Source organism: Bacillus sp. CR71, from assembly GCF_003429245.1.
Classification (GTDB): domain Bacteria; phylum Bacillota; class Bacilli; order Bacillales; family Bacillaceae_G; genus Bacillus_A; species Bacillus_A thuringiensis_S.
Map to the genome: position 1 here is coordinate 268,364 of NZ_CP031748.1, position 15,995 is coordinate 284,358.

The window sequence follows — 15,995 nt, forward strand, 5'->3', positions numbered from 1 at the left end:
AGAAGTAGATTTTTAAGTTTTTAATACGAATTATAGCTGAGTTTTCTTAAAGTATAAGGATAGAGTGATAATTTTGGAAAAATTCTCAAAATATTTATTTAGAAAGAATTGACAAAATATACTGAACGATATAAGCTAATAACCATAAAGTCTACCGGAAAGGTCGGAATAAGATTGTTACCCCTCAAAAACATCTATTTTTTTTGATTAAAACCGACTTTTCCGATTGGCTATAAATGTGCTGTGGGAGGCATACATAAGCTAATAAGTTCAAAGGGTATAACTATTAAACAGTTAGGGTGGGGACAATGAAGAAAAAGACAAAAAAATGGGCTGGTGTATTTTCAGTATTACTTAGTAGTTCGCTTGTGTTATCTGCTTGTGGGGGACAGGAGGATACGGCTTCTACAGAACCAGTAAAAAAGCAGGATTTAAAAGATTCTAAGATTGAATCAATTCCAGCTACAGATAAAAAGAAAAGTCCAGAGAAAGCAAATCAACGAAAAGATACTTTCATTACAGCCATTTCTAAGCCAGGGGGAGTTTTCCTTCCGTATTTCCAAGATAATGGTTGGGATGGAAATGTAACGTCGGTTATTTTTGCTTCATTAGTAACAACAGACAAACAAAGTAAACCTGTTCCGGATCTTGCAGAAAAATGGGATATTTCTGCTGACCAGTTAACATATACATTCCACTTACGTAAAAACTTAAAATTTAGTGACGGGTCGCCTTTAACAGCGGATGACGTAGCATTTACATTAACACTACTTCATGATAAAGCGTATGAAGGTGGATTGGATATTGCTCAGTATGCTGTTAAAGGTGGGAAAGAATATAAAGAAGGAAAAGCAACTTCTATTGAAGGAATCCAAGTTGTTGATCCACAGACAATTAAAATTACAACTGAAAAAGTTAATTCACAGGCGCTAACGAATTTAGGTGGCCCAGTGCTATCAAAAGCTTATTATGGAAAAGATTATAAACAAAATACAAGTTTAGACTATTTAAAAGCATTATATGGGCAACCAATTGCAGCGGGTCCATATAAATTTGAAAAATATGTTCCAGGTCAAGAAGTCCGCTTTGTTGCTAACGAAAATTATTATGCAGGTAAACCAAAAATTAAAAACTTTATTTACAAAATCACATCAGGTGATACTGGATTCCAATTATTCCAAACAGGTGAACTGGACTATAGTGGGTTTAGAGCGAACCCTGAAAATATAGACCAATTAAAAGGATTAGAGTTTGCAAATATTAATCTTGAATCATCAAGTGATATTGCTTATATCTATGTAAATAATAAGAAGTCGTATTTGAAAGATAAAAAGGTACGCCAAGCACTTACTTATGGATTAGACCGTAAGAAGTATGTGGATACAGCTTTACAAGGCTATGGCTCTGTCGCTAACGTACCAATTGCTCCAGTTTCATGGGCATATACAGAAGAAGGTATTAATAAATATCCGCATGACGTAGAAAAGGCTAAAAAATTATTGGATGAGGCTGGTTGGAAAGTAGGTTCTGACGGGGTTCGTGAAAAAGATGGTCAAAAATTAAAATTAACATACTACGCATCAAATACAGGTAAAACAAATGATATCTTTATTCCGATTGCAAAAGAAAGTTACAAAGAAATTGGTGTTGAATTAAATCCAGAGTTGATGGACTTTAATACGATGCTTTCAAAAGTAGGAAAAGGTGACTACGATTTAGCGGCAGTTTCAACACCAGGAATTAGTGATCCAAGTGAAGTTGTAAGTGAGTACTTATCAACTAATCCAAAAAGTGATACGGGTTATAATAATCCGAAAGTAGATGATTTGATTGTAAAAGGTATAGGAACGACAGATATTGAAAAACGTAAAGCGATTTATAAAGAGCTGTATAAAGAGTTAAGTGATGATCCACCAGTTATTTTATTAAACTATCGTAAACTACTTTATGCTCATAATGCACGTATAAAAGGAATTGATCCAGAAAAGTACGATAGCATCAGTTCCAACTTACCAGTGTTATCTATTGAACAATAAGGGTTGACCTAAATAATAGAAGACGTTTTTTCACACAGCAATGGAATGGTAGCTGTTTTGAAAAAATGTTCTTCTATTTTTAAGTAAATAGGATTGGGGAGACAAAAGGTGAAAACATATATCATTCGTAGGTTTCTACAAATGATTCCTACATTGTTTGGTACGTCTATTATTATCTTTTTCTTATTTGCACTCTTACCGGGTGATTATATCGATTCAAATCCAAAATTAACACCAGAGAGGGCTCAAGAATTAAGAGAGTTGTACGGTTTAAATAAACCGATTATTGAAAGGTATTTTCATTGGTTAGTGAATGCTTTGCATGGTGATTTTGGATTTTCTTTACAGTATCAAGAACCGGTAACTTCATTACTTAATAAATTCATTTGGAATACATTTATTGTTGCTGCTGCAGCTTTATTTTTCACTTGGATTATTGCTCTTATTATTGGGGTTATTTCTGCAACAAAGCAGCATTCTTGGTTTGATAGATTGGTAACAATCGGTGTCTTTGCAGCAATGTCATTTCCATCATTCTTTATCGGACTATTTTTAATTAAATTATTAGCAGTTGATTTAAAGTTATTACCTATTGGTGGCATGATTGATATTGGGAGTAACTCAACAGGGATAGCATACATATTAGAAGTATTACGTCATATGATTCTACCTGTATTTATTTTAACTCTTCTTGGTGTAGGATCGTTAACACGCTATTTTAGAACGGGCATGTTGGATGTTATTAGGCAAGATTATATTCGTACTGCTCGTGCAAAAGGTTTAAAAGAAAGAACCGTTATTTATAAACATGCATTGAAAAATGCAATTTTGCCAGCAATTACATTACTCGCTTTTGAATTACCGGGTTTATTTTCAGGAGCTATTATTATTGAACAGATTTTTAATTGGCCAGGGATTGGGAGTATTCAATTAGAAGCATTAAACTTCCGTGATTATACGGTATTAATGGCCTTTACAATGTTTCTTTCTTGTTTAACGATTATGGCTAATTTCTTAGCTGATATTGTATATGCGTTTGTTGATCCAAGAATTCGATTGAAGTAAGGGGGGAAAGATATGGAGACTATTACACCCATAATAGAGAAAAAGAAAGAACGGAAAAAGAGAAATGAATCATCACCATGGCGCCAAGCGTATAAAAAAATCAAGAAAAATAAGATGGCACTGTGTGGCTTATACGTTTTAATATTTATGTTTTTATTTAGTTTTATCGGTCCAATCTTTTCACCGTATGCTGATGGGAAAGTACAAGTAACACAAATTAATAAACCACCCAGCCTGTCACATTGGCTTGGAACAGACCAGTTGGGACGGGATATTTTAACTAGACTTATGCAAGCAGGGCGTATTTCATTAACAATTGGTTTAGCGTCGATGCTACTATCCGTTATACTAGGTGCTCTATTAGGAGCCATTGCTGGTTTTTATCGAGGAGTTGTAGATCATTTAATTATGCGTGTTGCAGATGTCTTAATGTCCATTCCAGGATTACCGCTACTTATTATAATGGGAGCAATTTTATCAGAATGGAAATTACCATCGGAGTACCGTTTATATGTTGTAATGATTATTTTAAGTTTAGTAGGATGGCCAGGACTTGCCCGTCTTGTGAGAGGACAAATTTTAACATTGCGGGAGCAAGCCTTTATGCAAGCGGCAGATGTATTAGGATTAAAAGATTCTCGAAAAATCATTCATCATCTAATTCCTAACGTCTTTCCGTTACTTATTGTTGTAGCAACTTTGGGTGTGGCTGGATCTATTTTAAGTGAGTCCGCGCTAAGCTACTTAGGTCTCGGCGTCGTCCCACCTACACCATCATGGGGGAACATGATTAGCGCAGCTAACTCATTAATTGATTTCCAAAAGCGTCCGTGGTTATGGATTCCGCCTGGTTTTGCAATCTTTATAACAGTTGTATCAATTAATTTACTTGGTGATGCACTTCGTGATGCGTTAGATCCAAAGATGAGAAGGTAGGTGAGAAGGTATGAGTAGAGCGGTAGTAGAGCTAAAAGACTTACAAACACACTTTCAAACAGAGGAAGGGACAGTGAAGGCTGTAAACCATGTTAGCTTTGCTGTTCGAGAAGGTGAAACGGTTTGTGTAGTAGGAGAATCAGGTTGCGGGAAGAGTGTAACGGCTTTATCTATTATGGGGCTTATTGCTGAATCTGGCAGTGTAGTGGGTGGAGATATTTTATATGAAGGAAAAAGTCTTTTAGGAATGAAAGAGAAAGAACTTCGTAGTTTACGAGGCAATGATATTGCGATGATTTTCCAAGAACCGATGACATCGCTAAATCCGGTCTTCACTGTAGGTGAGCAAATTGTAGAAACGCTAAGGGAGCATGAATTACTTAGTAAAAATGAAGCGTATAAGAAAGCAATTGAGTTAATTCGTAAAGTTGGCATAGCCCGTGCTAATGAAATTGTTCATTCTTATCCGCATGAATTGAGCGGCGGGATGTTACAACGTATTATGATTGCTGTTGCGCTTAGTTGTAATCCTAAGTTATTAATTGCTGATGAACCGACAACGGCTCTTGATGTTACGATCCAAGCTCAAATATTAGACTTATTAAGACAAGTAAAAGAAGAGTTTAAAACATCTATTTTACTAATTACACATGATTTAGGCGTTGTAGCAGAAATGGCTGATTACGTTGTTGTTATGTATGGCGGGAAAGTTATTGAAGAAGCCCCAGTACTAGAGATATTCCAAAATCCGAAACACCCGTATACGAAAGGCTTGTTGAAATCAAAACCAGTGATGGGAAAACGAATAGATAAACTATATTCTATTCCAGGGCAAGTTCCTAATTTAGTTGGTTTGGATGAGTTTTGCTACTTTAGCGGGCGTTGTGAGCATTGTATGGAAATATGTGAAAAAGAAGTCCCAAATCTAAATGTAAATGATGAAAATCATAAAGTAGCTTGCTGGTTATATGAGGAGCGTGCGGAGCAATGAGTGAACCATTATTAGAGGTAAAAAACCTAAAGACATATTTTCCAATTAAAGGTGGCATATTTAGTAGAACGATCGGACATGTAAAAGCAGTTGATGGAGTAAGTTTTACTATTAATAAAGGCGAAGTGTTTGGTCTCGTTGGCGAATCAGGGAGCGGAAAAACAACGATAGGAAAAACAATTTTACGTCTCATTCAAAAAACGGAGGGGGAAGTGAAGTTTAAAGGGAAAGATGTTCATTCTTTATCGAAGGATGAATTGAGAAAACATCGTCCTAATATGCAGCTTGTTTTTCAAGATCCATTTAGCTCATTAAATCCGAGAATGAGAATTGGAGAAGCGCTTGGAGAGCCGATGTTGGCCCACGGATTAGCGACGAAAGAAAATGTTCGTGAAAAGGTAATTGAAGTATTGGAGTTATGTGGCTTAGCTCCTTATCATATTGACCGGTATCCCCATGAGTTTTCTGGTGGACAACGTCAGCGTATCGTAATCGCAAGGGCTATGGTGTTAAATCCAGAATTCATTGTAGCTGATGAACCTGTGGCGGCACTAGATGTATCTATCCAAGCACAAATTATTAATTTATTTAGTGAGTTACAGGAGAAAAAGGGATTATCTTATTTATTCATTTCACATGATTTGAGTGTAGTAGAACATTTATGTACGAAAATCGGAATTATGTATTTAGGTACGATTGTGGAGACGGCGCCGCGTGATGAGTTATTTACCAATCCGCTACATCCGTATACAAAAGCATTGTTATCAGCCGTTCCAATACCAGATCCAACAGTGAAGCGAGAGCGAATTATACTAGAAGGGGATATTCCAAGTCCAGCAAATCCACCTTCAGGTTGTCGTTTTCATACACGTTGCCCGTTTGCAACAGATGTTTGTAAAAAAACAATACCAGAATTTCGTAATGTTGGTGATGATCATTTTGTTTCTTGTCATCATGTATAAAAAAAGGACTCTTTCAAATGGAAAGAGTCCTTTTTTTATTTACTAGATGAAGTTTGTTTCAATACAAATTGCTCGATTGCGTGAGCAACACCATGTTCATTGTTTGTTAATGTTACAACATCACATAGTTTTTTTACATCTTCTTCAGCGTTGCCCATTGCAACAGATAAGCCTGCTACTTCTAACATTGGTACATCATTAAAATTATCACCAATAGCAACTGTATCTTCAATAGGAATATTAAAATGAGCTGCCATCTGCTGTAGTCCGTTTCCTTTATGTCCATTCTTATCCATAATTTCTAAGTTAGTAGGAGCTGATGCTGTAACCATAATATCAGCGTCTTCTTGTAACACGCTTAATAGCTGTGCGCGATGCGCTGCATTAAATGTTGAAATGAAGAATTTAGATATTTCTAGTTCTTGGTTATTTACAACATCTTCTATTTTTTTGAAATCAGTAATTAAGTTCGATTTCTTTTGCTTTTCTGTAATTCGTTCAAGTTCCTCTAATGTAACATCGAGCGCCTGCTTATTTTCTTCGAATGCTTGCATCACTTGATCTTGCCATGTATATGGAGAATAAACTCCTTTATTTGTATATAACTTATATGGGAAACTTTCAGATTCTAGTAATTTTGCAAGTTTGTACACTTTGTCGTTTTGTATACAACGCGAGTTAATTACTTTTCCATCCACATAAACAATAGCCCCATTGCTTGCTCCGACTGGAAGAGATAATTTATATTCTTCCAATAGCTTTAAAGCATCCTCTTTCGCACGACCAGAACAAATCATTACAATATGACCAGCTTCTTGTGCAGTTTGGATTGCTTGTAGGTTTTCTTTGGAGATTTCAAGATTAGATGATAGTAGTGTACCATCCATATCTAATGCGATTAATTTCAAAATGACCACCTCTTTGTTTTTATTATACATAGTTATATAGAGGAAACATATAAACTTATCTTGGAAAGAAGGTATTTTATCTCATATTAAAAGTAAGTAAAGATTAGATAGGTTTAGTGTCACTAAATAAACTGTTTGTAACAAAAATAGAGAGGAGTATGACTATATTTCACTTTATGACTGTAATATTACATGAATGTTACAAACGTGAGCTTAGTGAAAAGTGCATTAAATAAAGGTTTTTGGGGATTATTATAAAAAAACGTAAAAAAAGTGTAATAAATTTCACGTTATTATATTGCAACGTAACAATAGTTATGTTACATTAATGTTACAAACATTACGTTATCAAATTTAATGTAACGTTAACATAAAAACTATGAAATAAACATTTCTTAGAAATTACATATAGATAACTTATGAAAAGGGAGGATAAATGATATGAAAGAGCAAGTATTACAAGTAACAAAAGGTGACTTCGTAGGATCAGCAAGTGGAGCGGTAGTATTAACAGCATTAATCGTATTTCTATCAAGCGTATTAGTATAATAGAAACTTTGTAACAAAAGAAAAAGAAGGGAGAATGAAAGATATGAAAGAGCAAGTATTACAAGTAACAAAAGGTGACTTCGTAGGATCAGCAAGTGGAGCGGTAGTATTAACAGCATTAATCGTATTTCTATCAAGCGTATTAGTATAATAGAAATTTTGTAACAAAAGAAAAAGAAGGGAGAATGAAAGATATGAAAGAGCAAGTATTACAAGTAACAAAAGGTGACTTCGTAGGATCAGCAAGTGGAGCGGTAGTATTAACAGCATTAATCGTATTTCTATCAAGTGTATTAGTATAATAGAAACTTTGTAACAAAAGAAAAAGAAGGGAGAATGAGGGATATGAACAGTGAACAAGTGTTTCAAGTAACAAAAACAGATTTATTAGGATCCTTAGGTGGAGCGGTAATATTAACATCATTTATTCTATTCCTTGCAAGTGTATTAGTATGATATATATAAATACAATCATTCAAAAAAAATAAAGACTCTAACGTATTAGTAAGTAGTTAATATGTTGGAGTCTTTTTTATTTTCTTCTTATATACCTTCAAGTATTAAAGTTACCTCATTATTTAGTATCCATGGCTAATTAGACGCTGCGGTTGCAACTTGATTCAACGAATAGTCAAAAATCCACTGATTAAAGTTTCACTTTATTTCAAAGAGAAAAAAGTCGAATTTTATATGTAAGAAAAAAAGAGGAATTTGACAGAAAAGATAGAAAATTTTAAAGGTCAGAATTTGTTAGCTTGCTAACTAATTTCTATTAATTAATGTTGGAAGCGTTTTCGGTTGGTTTTAAGTATGGACCATTTAATCTATTTACAGGGGGATGAAGATATTATGAAACAAAAATCTATGGATACGCTAGCTGCACAAATGGAGGACTTTTTTCCAGTACGTGATGTAGATCATTTGGAATTTTACGTAGGGAATGCAAAGCAATCGAGTTATTATCTTGCGAGAGCATTCGGATTCAAAATTGTGGCTTACTCTGGATTAGAAACTGGAAACCGTGAAAAGGTATCTTATGTTCTTGTGCAAAAAAATATGCGTTTCGTTGTGTCTGGAGCTTTAAGTAGTGAAAATCGTATTGCAGAGTTTGTAAAGACTCATGGTGATGGCGTGAAGGATGTGGCACTACTTGTTGATGATGTTGATAAAGCATACTCAGAAGCAGTGAAACGTGGTGCCGTCGCAATTGCTCCACCAGAGGAATTAACAGATGAGGACGGTACATTGAAAAAAGCAGTTATTGGTACGTATGGTGATACAATTCATACGCTTGTAGAGCGTAAAAATTATAAAGGGGCATTTATGCCAGGATTCCAAAAGGTAGAGTTTAATATTCCATTTGAAGAGTCTGGTTTAATTGCTGTCGATCATGTAGTTGGTAATGTTGAAAAAATGGAAGAGTGGGTTAGTTATTACGAGAATGTCATGGGCTTTAAACAAATGATTCATTTTGATGATGACGATATTAGTACAGAGTATTCGGCGTTAATGTCGAAAGTTATGACGAATGGAAGCCGTATTAAGTTTCCGATTAACGAACCAGCAGACGGAAAGAGAAAGTCACAAATTCAAGAGTATCTAGAATTCTATAATGGAGCTGGTGTACAGCATCTTGCTTTATTAACAAGTGATATTGTTAAAACAGTTGAAGCGCTTCGTGCAAATGGGGTGGAGTTTTTAGATACACCTGATACTTATTATGATGAGTTAACTGCACGAGTTGGAAAAATCGATGAAGAAATTGATAAGCTAAAAGAATTAAAGATCTTAGTAGATCGTGATGATGAAGGTTACTTACTACAAATCTTTACGAAACCAATTGTAGATCGCCCGACTTTATTTATTGAAATCATTCAACGTAAAGGTTCTCGTGGATTTGGTGAAGGAAACTTTAAAGCGTTATTCGAATCAATTGAAAGAGAACAAGAGCGTCGCGGAAACTTATAAGATTTATATCCACCAGCAAAAGTCCCTTTGCTGGTGGAAATTTCATTTTTATAAGGAGGAATCAGGATGAAATTTGTTACATTTCGTCTTCCTTCAAAAGAAATACGGGCTGGATGGCTTGAAGGTGACAAAGTAATAGATATGAATCTTGCTAGTGAAGGGAGAATCCCTTCTTCTATGATGGCTTTTTTAGAGAAAGCTGATGAGTATGTAGAAGTAGTGAGGAATGTTAAGAATCCAAATAAGGGTATATATGCTTTAGAAGAAGTACAATTGACAGCTGCTCTTCCTAATCCGAGTAGTATTCGAGATTTTTACGCATTTGAACAACATGTAAAAACAGCTCGCGGACGAAGAGGACTAGATGTTGTGCCTGAATGGTACGATATTCCGGTTTTTTATTTTACTAATCATCGTGCTGTAATTGGTTCCGGTGATTTTGTAATTGGTCCGAAAAAGTCTAAAAAGCTTGATTACGAGTTGGAGATCGCTTGCGTAATAGGAAAAGAAGGGCGAAATATTTCTCGTGAGCAAGCAGAGGAATATATTTTTGGTTATTGTATTATGAACGACTGGAGTGCGAGAGACTTACAAGCAACAGAAATGAAAGTAGGTCTCGGTCCAGCGAAAGGAAAGGACTTTGCAACTTCGTTAGGAGCACATCTTGTTACGAAAGAGGAATTAGATGTTTATCGTAATGGAGATCGATATGATTTAGAAATGACTGCTCATGTAAATGGAAAACTATTATCAAAGGGAAACTTCCAAGATATTTACTATACATTTGCTGAAATGATTGAACGTGCTTCAGAGGACGTTACGTTATATCCAGGAGATGTGATTGGTTCTGGGACAGTAGGAACAGGCTGTATTTTAGAACTTGGTACAGAAGAGTGGCTACAAGATGGAGATGTTGTAGAGCTGTCGATTACTGGTTTAGGTACACTACGTAATACGATCAAAAAAGAAAAGGAAGCGAGTGATGGGCATGTTTTATCGTCACATGGGAGAACTACCTCATAAACGACATGTACAATTTCGTAAAAAAGATGGATCGCTTTATCGTGAACAGGTAATGGGAACAAAAGGTTTTTCTGGTACGCAGTCTATTTTGTATCATCACTATATGCCAACAGAAGTAGGTCATTCTGCATTATCGCATTCTTGTCAGTTGCAGTATGAAGAGGATGTTGCTCTTTCTCATCGCCACTTCCGAACGAAAGAAAATAAAAAAAGTGGTGATGCAATAAGTGGACGAAATTTCATACTTGGAAATGAAGATTTGTTAATTGGAGTAGTGAGCCCAACAGAAAAAATGGATTATTTCTATCGTAATGGTGATGGCGACGAAATGTTATTTGTTCATTATGGAACAGGGAAAATTGAAACGATGTTTGGAACGATTCACTATAGAAAAGGCGACTATGTAACGATCCCAATTGGAACGATTTATCGTGTTATTCCAGATGAAGGAGAGACTAAGTTTCTTGTTGTAGAGGCGAATAGCCAAATTACAACGCCGCGTCGTTATCGAAATGAATACGGACAATTGTTAGAGCATAGTCCGTTTTGTGAAAGAGATCTTCGTGGTCCAGAAAAATTAGAGACCTATGATGAAAAAGGCGATTTTGTCGTAATGACAAAATCAAGAGGTTATATGCACAAACATGTTTTAGGACACCACCCGTTAGATGTTGTTGGATGGGATGGCTATTTGTATCCGTGGGTATTTAATGTAGAGGATTTTGAACCAATTACAGGGCGCATTCATCAGCCGCCGCCAGTACATCAAACATTTGAAGGGCATAATTTTGTTATTTGCTCTTTCGTACCACGTTTATACGATTATCATCCAGAGTCAATTCCGGCACCATATTATCATAGTAATGTTAATAGTGATGAAGTTCTTTACTATGTAGAAGGAAACTTTATGAGTCGCAAAGGTGTGGAAGAAGGTTCTATTACACTTCATCCGAGCGGGATTCCCCATGGGCCGCATCCGGGGAAAACAGAGGCAAGTATAGGGAAGAAAGAGACACTTGAATTAGCTGTTATGATAGACACATTCCGTCCGCTTCGTATTGTAAAACAAGCACATGAAACAGAAGATGAAAAGTATATGTATAGCTGGATTGAACAAGGTTCATATACTGTGAAATAAGTAAAAAAAGCATGCTCTCAATAAGGGAGCATGCCTTTTTTTGTGGAATCGACATGTATAATAATACCAAAAAGAGTTGTCGAAAGATATATAGAAAGAATGATAAGGATAGTGCATATTCAGAAGAATTTCTACTTGTTTCGACAAAAGTATTGACTAGGAAAAGCGTAATGAGTAAAATAAAAAAGCGAATTAAAAATTTTCAGAAAATTTAAAACTTGGAGGAGTGAAAGATGAAGCAAATTTTTCAAAAGAAGCCAATTGCAAAGTTAATGCAAGAAAGTAAGCAAAAAACGTTAGCAAGAACATTGGGCGCGCTAGATTTAACTATGCTTGGAATCGGAGCAATTGTTGGAACTGGTATTTTTGTTCTAACGGGTGTTGTGGCAGCGAAACATTCTGGGCCAGCTATTATATTATCATTTGCGATTGCCGCGCTAGCTTGTGCCTTTGCTGCATTTTGTTATGCTGAATTTGCTTCTTCAGTTCCTGTATCGGGCAGTGTGTATACGTATACATACGCGACGATGGGAGAAGTATTCGCATTTTTAATTGGCTGGGATCTAATGCTTGAATATTTACTTGCTACATCTGCTGTAGCAAACGGTTGGTCTGCATATTTTCAATCTTTATTAAAGGGGTTTGGAATTCACATTCCGACTATTCTCTCCTCGGCTCCTGGTACAGGGAAGGGTGGAATAATTGATCTACCTGCAGTTCTAATTATTTTAGTGATGACAGTTCTTTTATCTAGGGGTGTTCGTGAAAGTGCACGAGTAAATAACATTATGGTATTTATTAAAATAGCAGTTGTTCTTATTTTTATCTTTGCTGGTTTTAATTATGTGAAACCTGAAAACTGGACGCCTTTTATGCCGTTTGGTTTAGATGGTGTAATGGCTGGAGCGGCTACAGTATTCTTCGCATTTATAGGATTTGATGCAGTTTCAACAGCGGCAGAAGAAGTGAAACGTCCGCAACGTGATTTACCAATTGGTATTATTGCATCGTTATTAATTTGTACAGTTCTTTATATCGTTGTTTCGCTTATTTTGACAGGAATTGTTCCATACGGACAGTTAAATATATCAGATCCAGTTGCTTTTGCACTTCAATTTATTGGACAAGATGGCTTAGCTGGAGTAATTTCAGTAGGAGCAATTACAGGAATTACAACAGTAATGCTAGTTATGATGTATGGGCAAGTTCGTGTTTCTTATGCGATGAGCCGAGATGGTTTACTGCCGAAGCGTCTTGCTAAAGTTCATCCGAAATTTAAAACGCCATTTTTAAATACATGGACAACGGGAATTATTGCGGCACTGATTTCAGGATTAATAGATTTAAATGTTTTAGCACATCTTGTAAACATGGGGACATTGTCAGCATTTGCACTCGTAGCTGTTGCGGTAATTGTAATGAGAAGAACCCATCCAGACTTACCAAGGGCATTTAAGGCTCCGCTTGTACCGTTTTTACCAGCGTTAACAGTGATTTTCTGTTTATACTTAATGCTTCAATTATCGGGGACAGCATGGATTAGTTTTGGGATATGGATGGTTATTGGTATAGCGGTTTACTTCTTATATAGCCGAAAACATAGTGCTTTAAATAATAGTAAAAAAGAAGAAGATGTTGCGAATTTATAAGTGAAAAAAATCCATTCTAATTCTGTTAGAATGGATTTTTTTATTTGAAAATTTACATTTTTCTGAACTTATTATAAGATAATTGTTGGCTAACTAAAGGGGTGAAATGATGAAAAATACGTGGCGTGAGTTAAGGGAGATGGACCGTAACGTATGGATTCGATTTATTGGAGAGACGTTAAATGGAATTGCAATGATGATGTTAATGCCTTTTTTTGCATTATATTTAAAAGATAAGGTAGATTCGTTGTTGGAAGTTGGGGTTATTATGGCGCTTTCTCCAATTGCTGCAAGCTTTGGATCACTTATAGGAGGAAGAATTGCTGACATATATGGAAGAAAACCGATTATGATATTTTCTATGGCAAGTAATGCATTATTAATGCTCGGTTTTCTATTTATAGAAGGATTTATTCCATATGCAATTTTATCTATTTTTTTAGGATTGAGTAATTCTTTATTTCATCCAGCTGCATCAGCTATGGTCGCAGATGTAACGGCACCAGAAAAAAGAACAGAGGCATATGGTTTATTACGAATGGGACACAATATAGGTGCTGCGATTGGTCCGATAATGGGAGCATCAGTAGTTGTGTTGTCAAAGAATCTTGTGTTTATTATTGCCTCTTCTACAATGCTATTTTATGCGTTACTTGTATTACTTCTTATTCAAGAGACGATGCCAAAGAGGACAGATAAGGAAGAACATAAAGAAAAGGAATCTGGGGCAGTTTGGAAAATTGTAATGCGAGATAAGGTATTAATGATTTACTTATTAGCAGGTATTATCATTTCGATGGGGTTTTCTCAAACAGAAGGCATGTTGCCACTACATTTTGATAACGAAATGAAGCGTATTTTTGGAACGAATAATCCATATCCATATTTAATGGCGTTAAACGGACTATTAGTTGTTTTATTCCAATTTCAAATTTCAAAATGGGCTACGGATAAACCAGTCGGGAAGACGATGTTATATGGTGCATGTTTGTTCGGGATTGGATTATTTTTTATAGGGTGGTTACCGAAGTGGTTTGGAGAGTTTAATACAAATGCTACAGTTATTTTAATAACACTACTGTTCGTTTATGCTATATATACGTTAGGTGAGATGATTATGTCGCCTGTACAAATGACATTTGTAGCAAACTTGGCACCTGAGCATTTGAGAGGGACTTATATGGGCGCTGCAAGTTTGCAGTGGATTACAGGAAGCGCATTTGGTCCACTTTTGGGAGGCTTTTTATTAGATCGATTACTTGGCCACTTTCTATTTACAATTTTAGCTGTAGGATGTGTAGTTGCAGGTATTGTATATATTTCTTTAGATCGCCTTGTTGAGCAAAGGCAAAAAGATACACTAACCAAACAATCTTCTTAGTAAATAGGTGACATACACAAAAAAGGGGATTTCTACATATTTTAGGTACATAACTAGATAGGATTACCATTTCATTTTAAAATTCACCTTTGTATAGTAGTGGAATAGAAAAAGTGTAGAAAACCAATAAGTGGTGTCATTTAATTATTTGTGGAAGTTACATTTTATTTCAAATAGGAACTACCTATTTTTATAAAAAGTGCTAAAATAGAAAAATGAAAACAATTGGTTAGGGTGATTTCAGTGACAAAAATTAAATTAGGTTTATTATATGGTGGAAAATCAGCTGAGCATCAAGTTTCGTTACAGACGGCTCTTGCTGCTATTAAAGCGTTAAATCAAGATAAATTCGAGATTCATCCAATTTATATTACAGAACAAGGTCAATGGGTACGTGGTGAGCGTATTGAAGGCGAAGTAACAGATGTTGAAGCTTTAAAAATGAGTAGTGCAGAAAATGCGATTTCTCCGTTATCATTAAGTACAGAGATTATTCCATCTGCAGCTTCTGAGGAAAACGCTATTGACGTTATTTTCCCATTACTACATGGACCAAACGGTGAAGATGGAACGGTTCAAGGACTATTAGAATTGATGAATATTCCTTATGTAGGAAATGGTGTTCTAGCATCATCTGCTGGTATGGATAAAGTTGTTATGAAAAACATCTTTGCAGAGGCTGGTTTAAAACAAGCAAAATATGCGTCTTTCATTCGCAGTGCATGGGAAAAAGATCGTGAGGAAGCTTATTCTAAAGTAGAAGATAAGTTAGGATATCCTTGTTTCGTAAAACCAGCAAACCTTGGTTCAAGTGTTGGTATTAATAAGTGTAAAAATCGTGAAGAACTTGAGAATGCATTTGTAGAGGCATTCCAATTTGATCGCAAAATTATTGTAGAAGAAAATATTGTAGGTCGTGAAGTAGAAGTGGGGGTACTAGGTAATGATGAGCCGAAATGTTCAGTTGTAGGTGAAATCGTTCCGAAAAAGGACTTCTATGATTATAAGTCGAAATATATCGATGGTGATACGGCGTTAATTATTCCAGCTGAAATGACAGAAGAAGAATCTGATGTGATTAAGCGTGATGCAATTATTGCGTTCCAATCATTAGATGGTGCAGGCTTAACGCGAGCTGATTTCTTCTTAACGAAAGACGGAGAAGTGTATATTAACGAAGTAAACACTATGCCAGGATTTACACCGTTTAGTATGTTCCCTCTATTATGGCAACATACTGGGTTACCGTATCCAGAGTTAATCGAAGAGCTAATTCGTTTAGCGATTGAACGTCACGAAGAAAAACAAAAAATTAAATATACAATCTAACAAAAAAAGGAGGAAGCACTATTCGTAGGAATAGTGCTTCCTCTATGTAAGGAGCGTTTC

16 protein-coding genes are annotated in these 15,995 nt (G+C 35.6%); 15 read left to right on the forward strand and 1 reads right to left on the reverse strand.

Going from position 1 to position 15,995, the window contains the following annotated elements; translation table 11 throughout:
* Positions 1-308 precede the first annotated feature (308 nt).
* The 5 genes from DOS87_RS01450 (at position 309) to DOS87_RS01470 (ending at position 5,990) form a co-directional block, all read left to right on the forward strand.
* The gene (locus DOS87_RS01450; protein WP_000730676.1) at positions 309-2,036 is read left to right on the forward strand and encodes an ABC transporter substrate-binding protein; all 1,728 of its coding nucleotides are present in this window, start codon (positions 309-311) and stop codon (positions 2,034-2,036) included.
* Between the two features lie 108 nt (positions 2,037-2,144).
* Positions 2,145-3,101: an ABC transporter permease gene (locus DOS87_RS01455; protein WP_000860687.1), complete on the forward strand. Its 957-nt coding sequence runs from the start codon at positions 2,145-2,147 to the stop codon at positions 3,099-3,101.
* Positions 3,102-3,113: 12 nt separating this feature from the next.
* On the forward strand, positions 3,114-4,037 hold the full coding sequence (opp4C, locus tag DOS87_RS01460) for an oligopeptide ABC transporter permease (protein WP_000447957.1): 924 nt from the start codon (positions 3,114-3,116) through the stop codon (positions 4,035-4,037).
* 10 nt (positions 4,038-4,047) lie between these two features.
* Complete coding sequence (locus tag DOS87_RS01465; RefSeq protein ID WP_000085616.1) at positions 4,048-5,028, forward strand: ABC transporter ATP-binding protein; 981 nt, start codon at positions 4,048-4,050, stop codon at positions 5,026-5,028.
* Positions 5,025-5,990, forward strand: a complete 966-nt coding sequence (locus DOS87_RS01470; RefSeq protein ID WP_001294490.1) for an ABC transporter ATP-binding protein — start codon at positions 5,025-5,027, stop codon at positions 5,988-5,990. Before DOS87_RS01465 ends, DOS87_RS01470 begins: the two co-directional genes overlap by 4 nt.
* Positions 5,991-6,025: 35 nt before the next feature.
* Here the strand turns inward: DOS87_RS01470 and DOS87_RS01475 are convergent, their stop codons facing one another.
* Positions 6,026-6,898: a Cof-type HAD-IIB family hydrolase gene (locus tag DOS87_RS01475; protein ID WP_000766426.1), complete on the reverse strand. Its 873-nt coding sequence runs from the start codon at positions 6,896-6,898 to the stop codon at positions 6,026-6,028.
* A gap of 441 nt (positions 6,899-7,339) precedes the next feature.
* Between DOS87_RS01475 and DOS87_RS01480 the strand changes: the two genes are divergently transcribed.
* From DOS87_RS01480 to DOS87_RS01525, 10 genes are all read left to right on the forward strand, one after another.
* Positions 7,340-7,447 (forward strand): DUF3948 family protein, encoded by a 108-nt coding sequence (locus tag DOS87_RS01480; protein WP_000664237.1) that lies wholly within the window; start codon positions 7,340-7,342, stop codon positions 7,445-7,447.
* A 34-nt stretch (positions 7,448-7,481) separates the two neighbouring features.
* A complete protein-coding gene (locus DOS87_RS01485) occupies positions 7,482-7,598 on the forward strand; it encodes a DUF3948 family protein (protein WP_000654250.1) in 117 nt (38 codons plus the stop codon).
* Positions 7,599-7,632: 34 nt separating this feature from the next.
* Positions 7,633-7,749, forward strand: coding sequence for a DUF3948 family protein (locus tag DOS87_RS01490; protein ID WP_000654250.1), 117 nt, complete (start codon positions 7,633-7,635; stop codon positions 7,747-7,749).
* A 43-nt stretch (positions 7,750-7,792) separates the two neighbouring features.
* Positions 7,793-7,903 carry a DUF3948 family protein gene (locus tag DOS87_RS01495; protein WP_001083691.1) on the forward strand — a complete coding sequence of 37 codons (111 nt, stop codon included), beginning with the start codon at positions 7,793-7,795 and terminating at the stop codon, positions 7,901-7,903.
* A gap of 393 nt (positions 7,904-8,296) precedes the next feature.
* Positions 8,297-9,415 carry a 4-hydroxyphenylpyruvate dioxygenase gene (hppD, locus tag DOS87_RS01500; protein ID WP_000810920.1) on the forward strand — a complete coding sequence of 373 codons (1,119 nt, stop codon included), beginning with the start codon at positions 8,297-8,299 and terminating at the stop codon, positions 9,413-9,415.
* Between the two features lie 66 nt (positions 9,416-9,481).
* Positions 9,482-10,438 carry a fumarylacetoacetate hydrolase family protein gene (locus DOS87_RS01505; RefSeq protein ID WP_000673996.1) on the forward strand — a complete coding sequence of 319 codons (957 nt, stop codon included), beginning with the start codon at positions 9,482-9,484 and terminating at the stop codon, positions 10,436-10,438.
* Positions 10,404-11,576 carry a homogentisate 1,2-dioxygenase gene (locus DOS87_RS01510; RefSeq protein WP_012614724.1) on the forward strand — a complete coding sequence of 391 codons (1,173 nt, stop codon included), beginning with the start codon at positions 10,404-10,406 and terminating at the stop codon, positions 11,574-11,576. Before DOS87_RS01505 ends, DOS87_RS01510 begins: the two co-directional genes overlap by 35 nt.
* Positions 11,577-11,809: 233 nt before the next feature.
* Positions 11,810-13,225, forward strand: coding sequence for a branched-chain amino acid transporter BcaP (locus DOS87_RS01515; protein ID WP_000809361.1), 1,416 nt, complete (start codon positions 11,810-11,812; stop codon positions 13,223-13,225).
* Between the two features lie 109 nt (positions 13,226-13,334).
* Positions 13,335-14,606 (forward strand): MDR family MFS transporter, encoded by a 1,272-nt coding sequence (locus DOS87_RS01520; protein WP_000799722.1) that lies wholly within the window; start codon positions 13,335-13,337, stop codon positions 14,604-14,606.
* A gap of 243 nt (positions 14,607-14,849) precedes the next feature.
* A complete protein-coding gene (locus tag DOS87_RS01525; RefSeq protein ID WP_000161432.1) occupies positions 14,850-15,935 on the forward strand; it encodes a D-alanine--D-alanine ligase in 1,086 nt (361 codons plus the stop codon).
* Positions 15,936-15,995: the final 60 nt, after the last annotated feature.

Coding starts and splice junctions, on each gene's coding strand:
- DOS87_RS01450 (WP_000730676.1), top strand. CDS start 309: ATGAAGAAAAAGACAAAAAAATGGGCTGGTGTATTTTCAGTATTACTT.
- opp4C (WP_000447957.1), top strand. CDS start 3,114: ATGGAGACTATTACACCCATAATAGAGAAAAAGAAAGAACGGAAAAAG.
- DOS87_RS01465 (WP_000085616.1), top strand. CDS start 4,048: ATGAGTAGAGCGGTAGTAGAGCTAAAAGACTTACAAACACACTTTCAA.
- DOS87_RS01470 (WP_001294490.1), top strand. CDS start 5,025: ATGAGTGAACCATTATTAGAGGTAAAAAACCTAAAGACATATTTTCCA.
- DOS87_RS01480 (WP_000664237.1), top strand. CDS start 7,340: ATGAAAGAGCAAGTATTACAAGTAACAAAAGGTGACTTCGTAGGATCA.
- DOS87_RS01485 (WP_000654250.1), top strand. CDS start 7,482: ATGAAAGATATGAAAGAGCAAGTATTACAAGTAACAAAAGGTGACTTC.
- DOS87_RS01490 (WP_000654250.1), top strand. CDS start 7,633: ATGAAAGATATGAAAGAGCAAGTATTACAAGTAACAAAAGGTGACTTC.
- DOS87_RS01495 (WP_001083691.1), top strand. CDS start 7,793: ATGAACAGTGAACAAGTGTTTCAAGTAACAAAAACAGATTTATTAGGA.
- hppD (WP_000810920.1), top strand. CDS start 8,297: ATGAAACAAAAATCTATGGATACGCTAGCTGCACAAATGGAGGACTTT.
- DOS87_RS01505 (WP_000673996.1), top strand. CDS start 9,482: ATGAAATTTGTTACATTTCGTCTTCCTTCAAAAGAAATACGGGCTGGA.
- DOS87_RS01510 (WP_012614724.1), top strand. CDS start 10,404: ATGTTTTATCGTCACATGGGAGAACTACCTCATAAACGACATGTACAA.
- DOS87_RS01515 (WP_000809361.1), top strand. CDS start 11,810: ATGAAGCAAATTTTTCAAAAGAAGCCAATTGCAAAGTTAATGCAAGAA.
- DOS87_RS01520 (WP_000799722.1), top strand. CDS start 13,335: ATGAAAAATACGTGGCGTGAGTTAAGGGAGATGGACCGTAACGTATGG.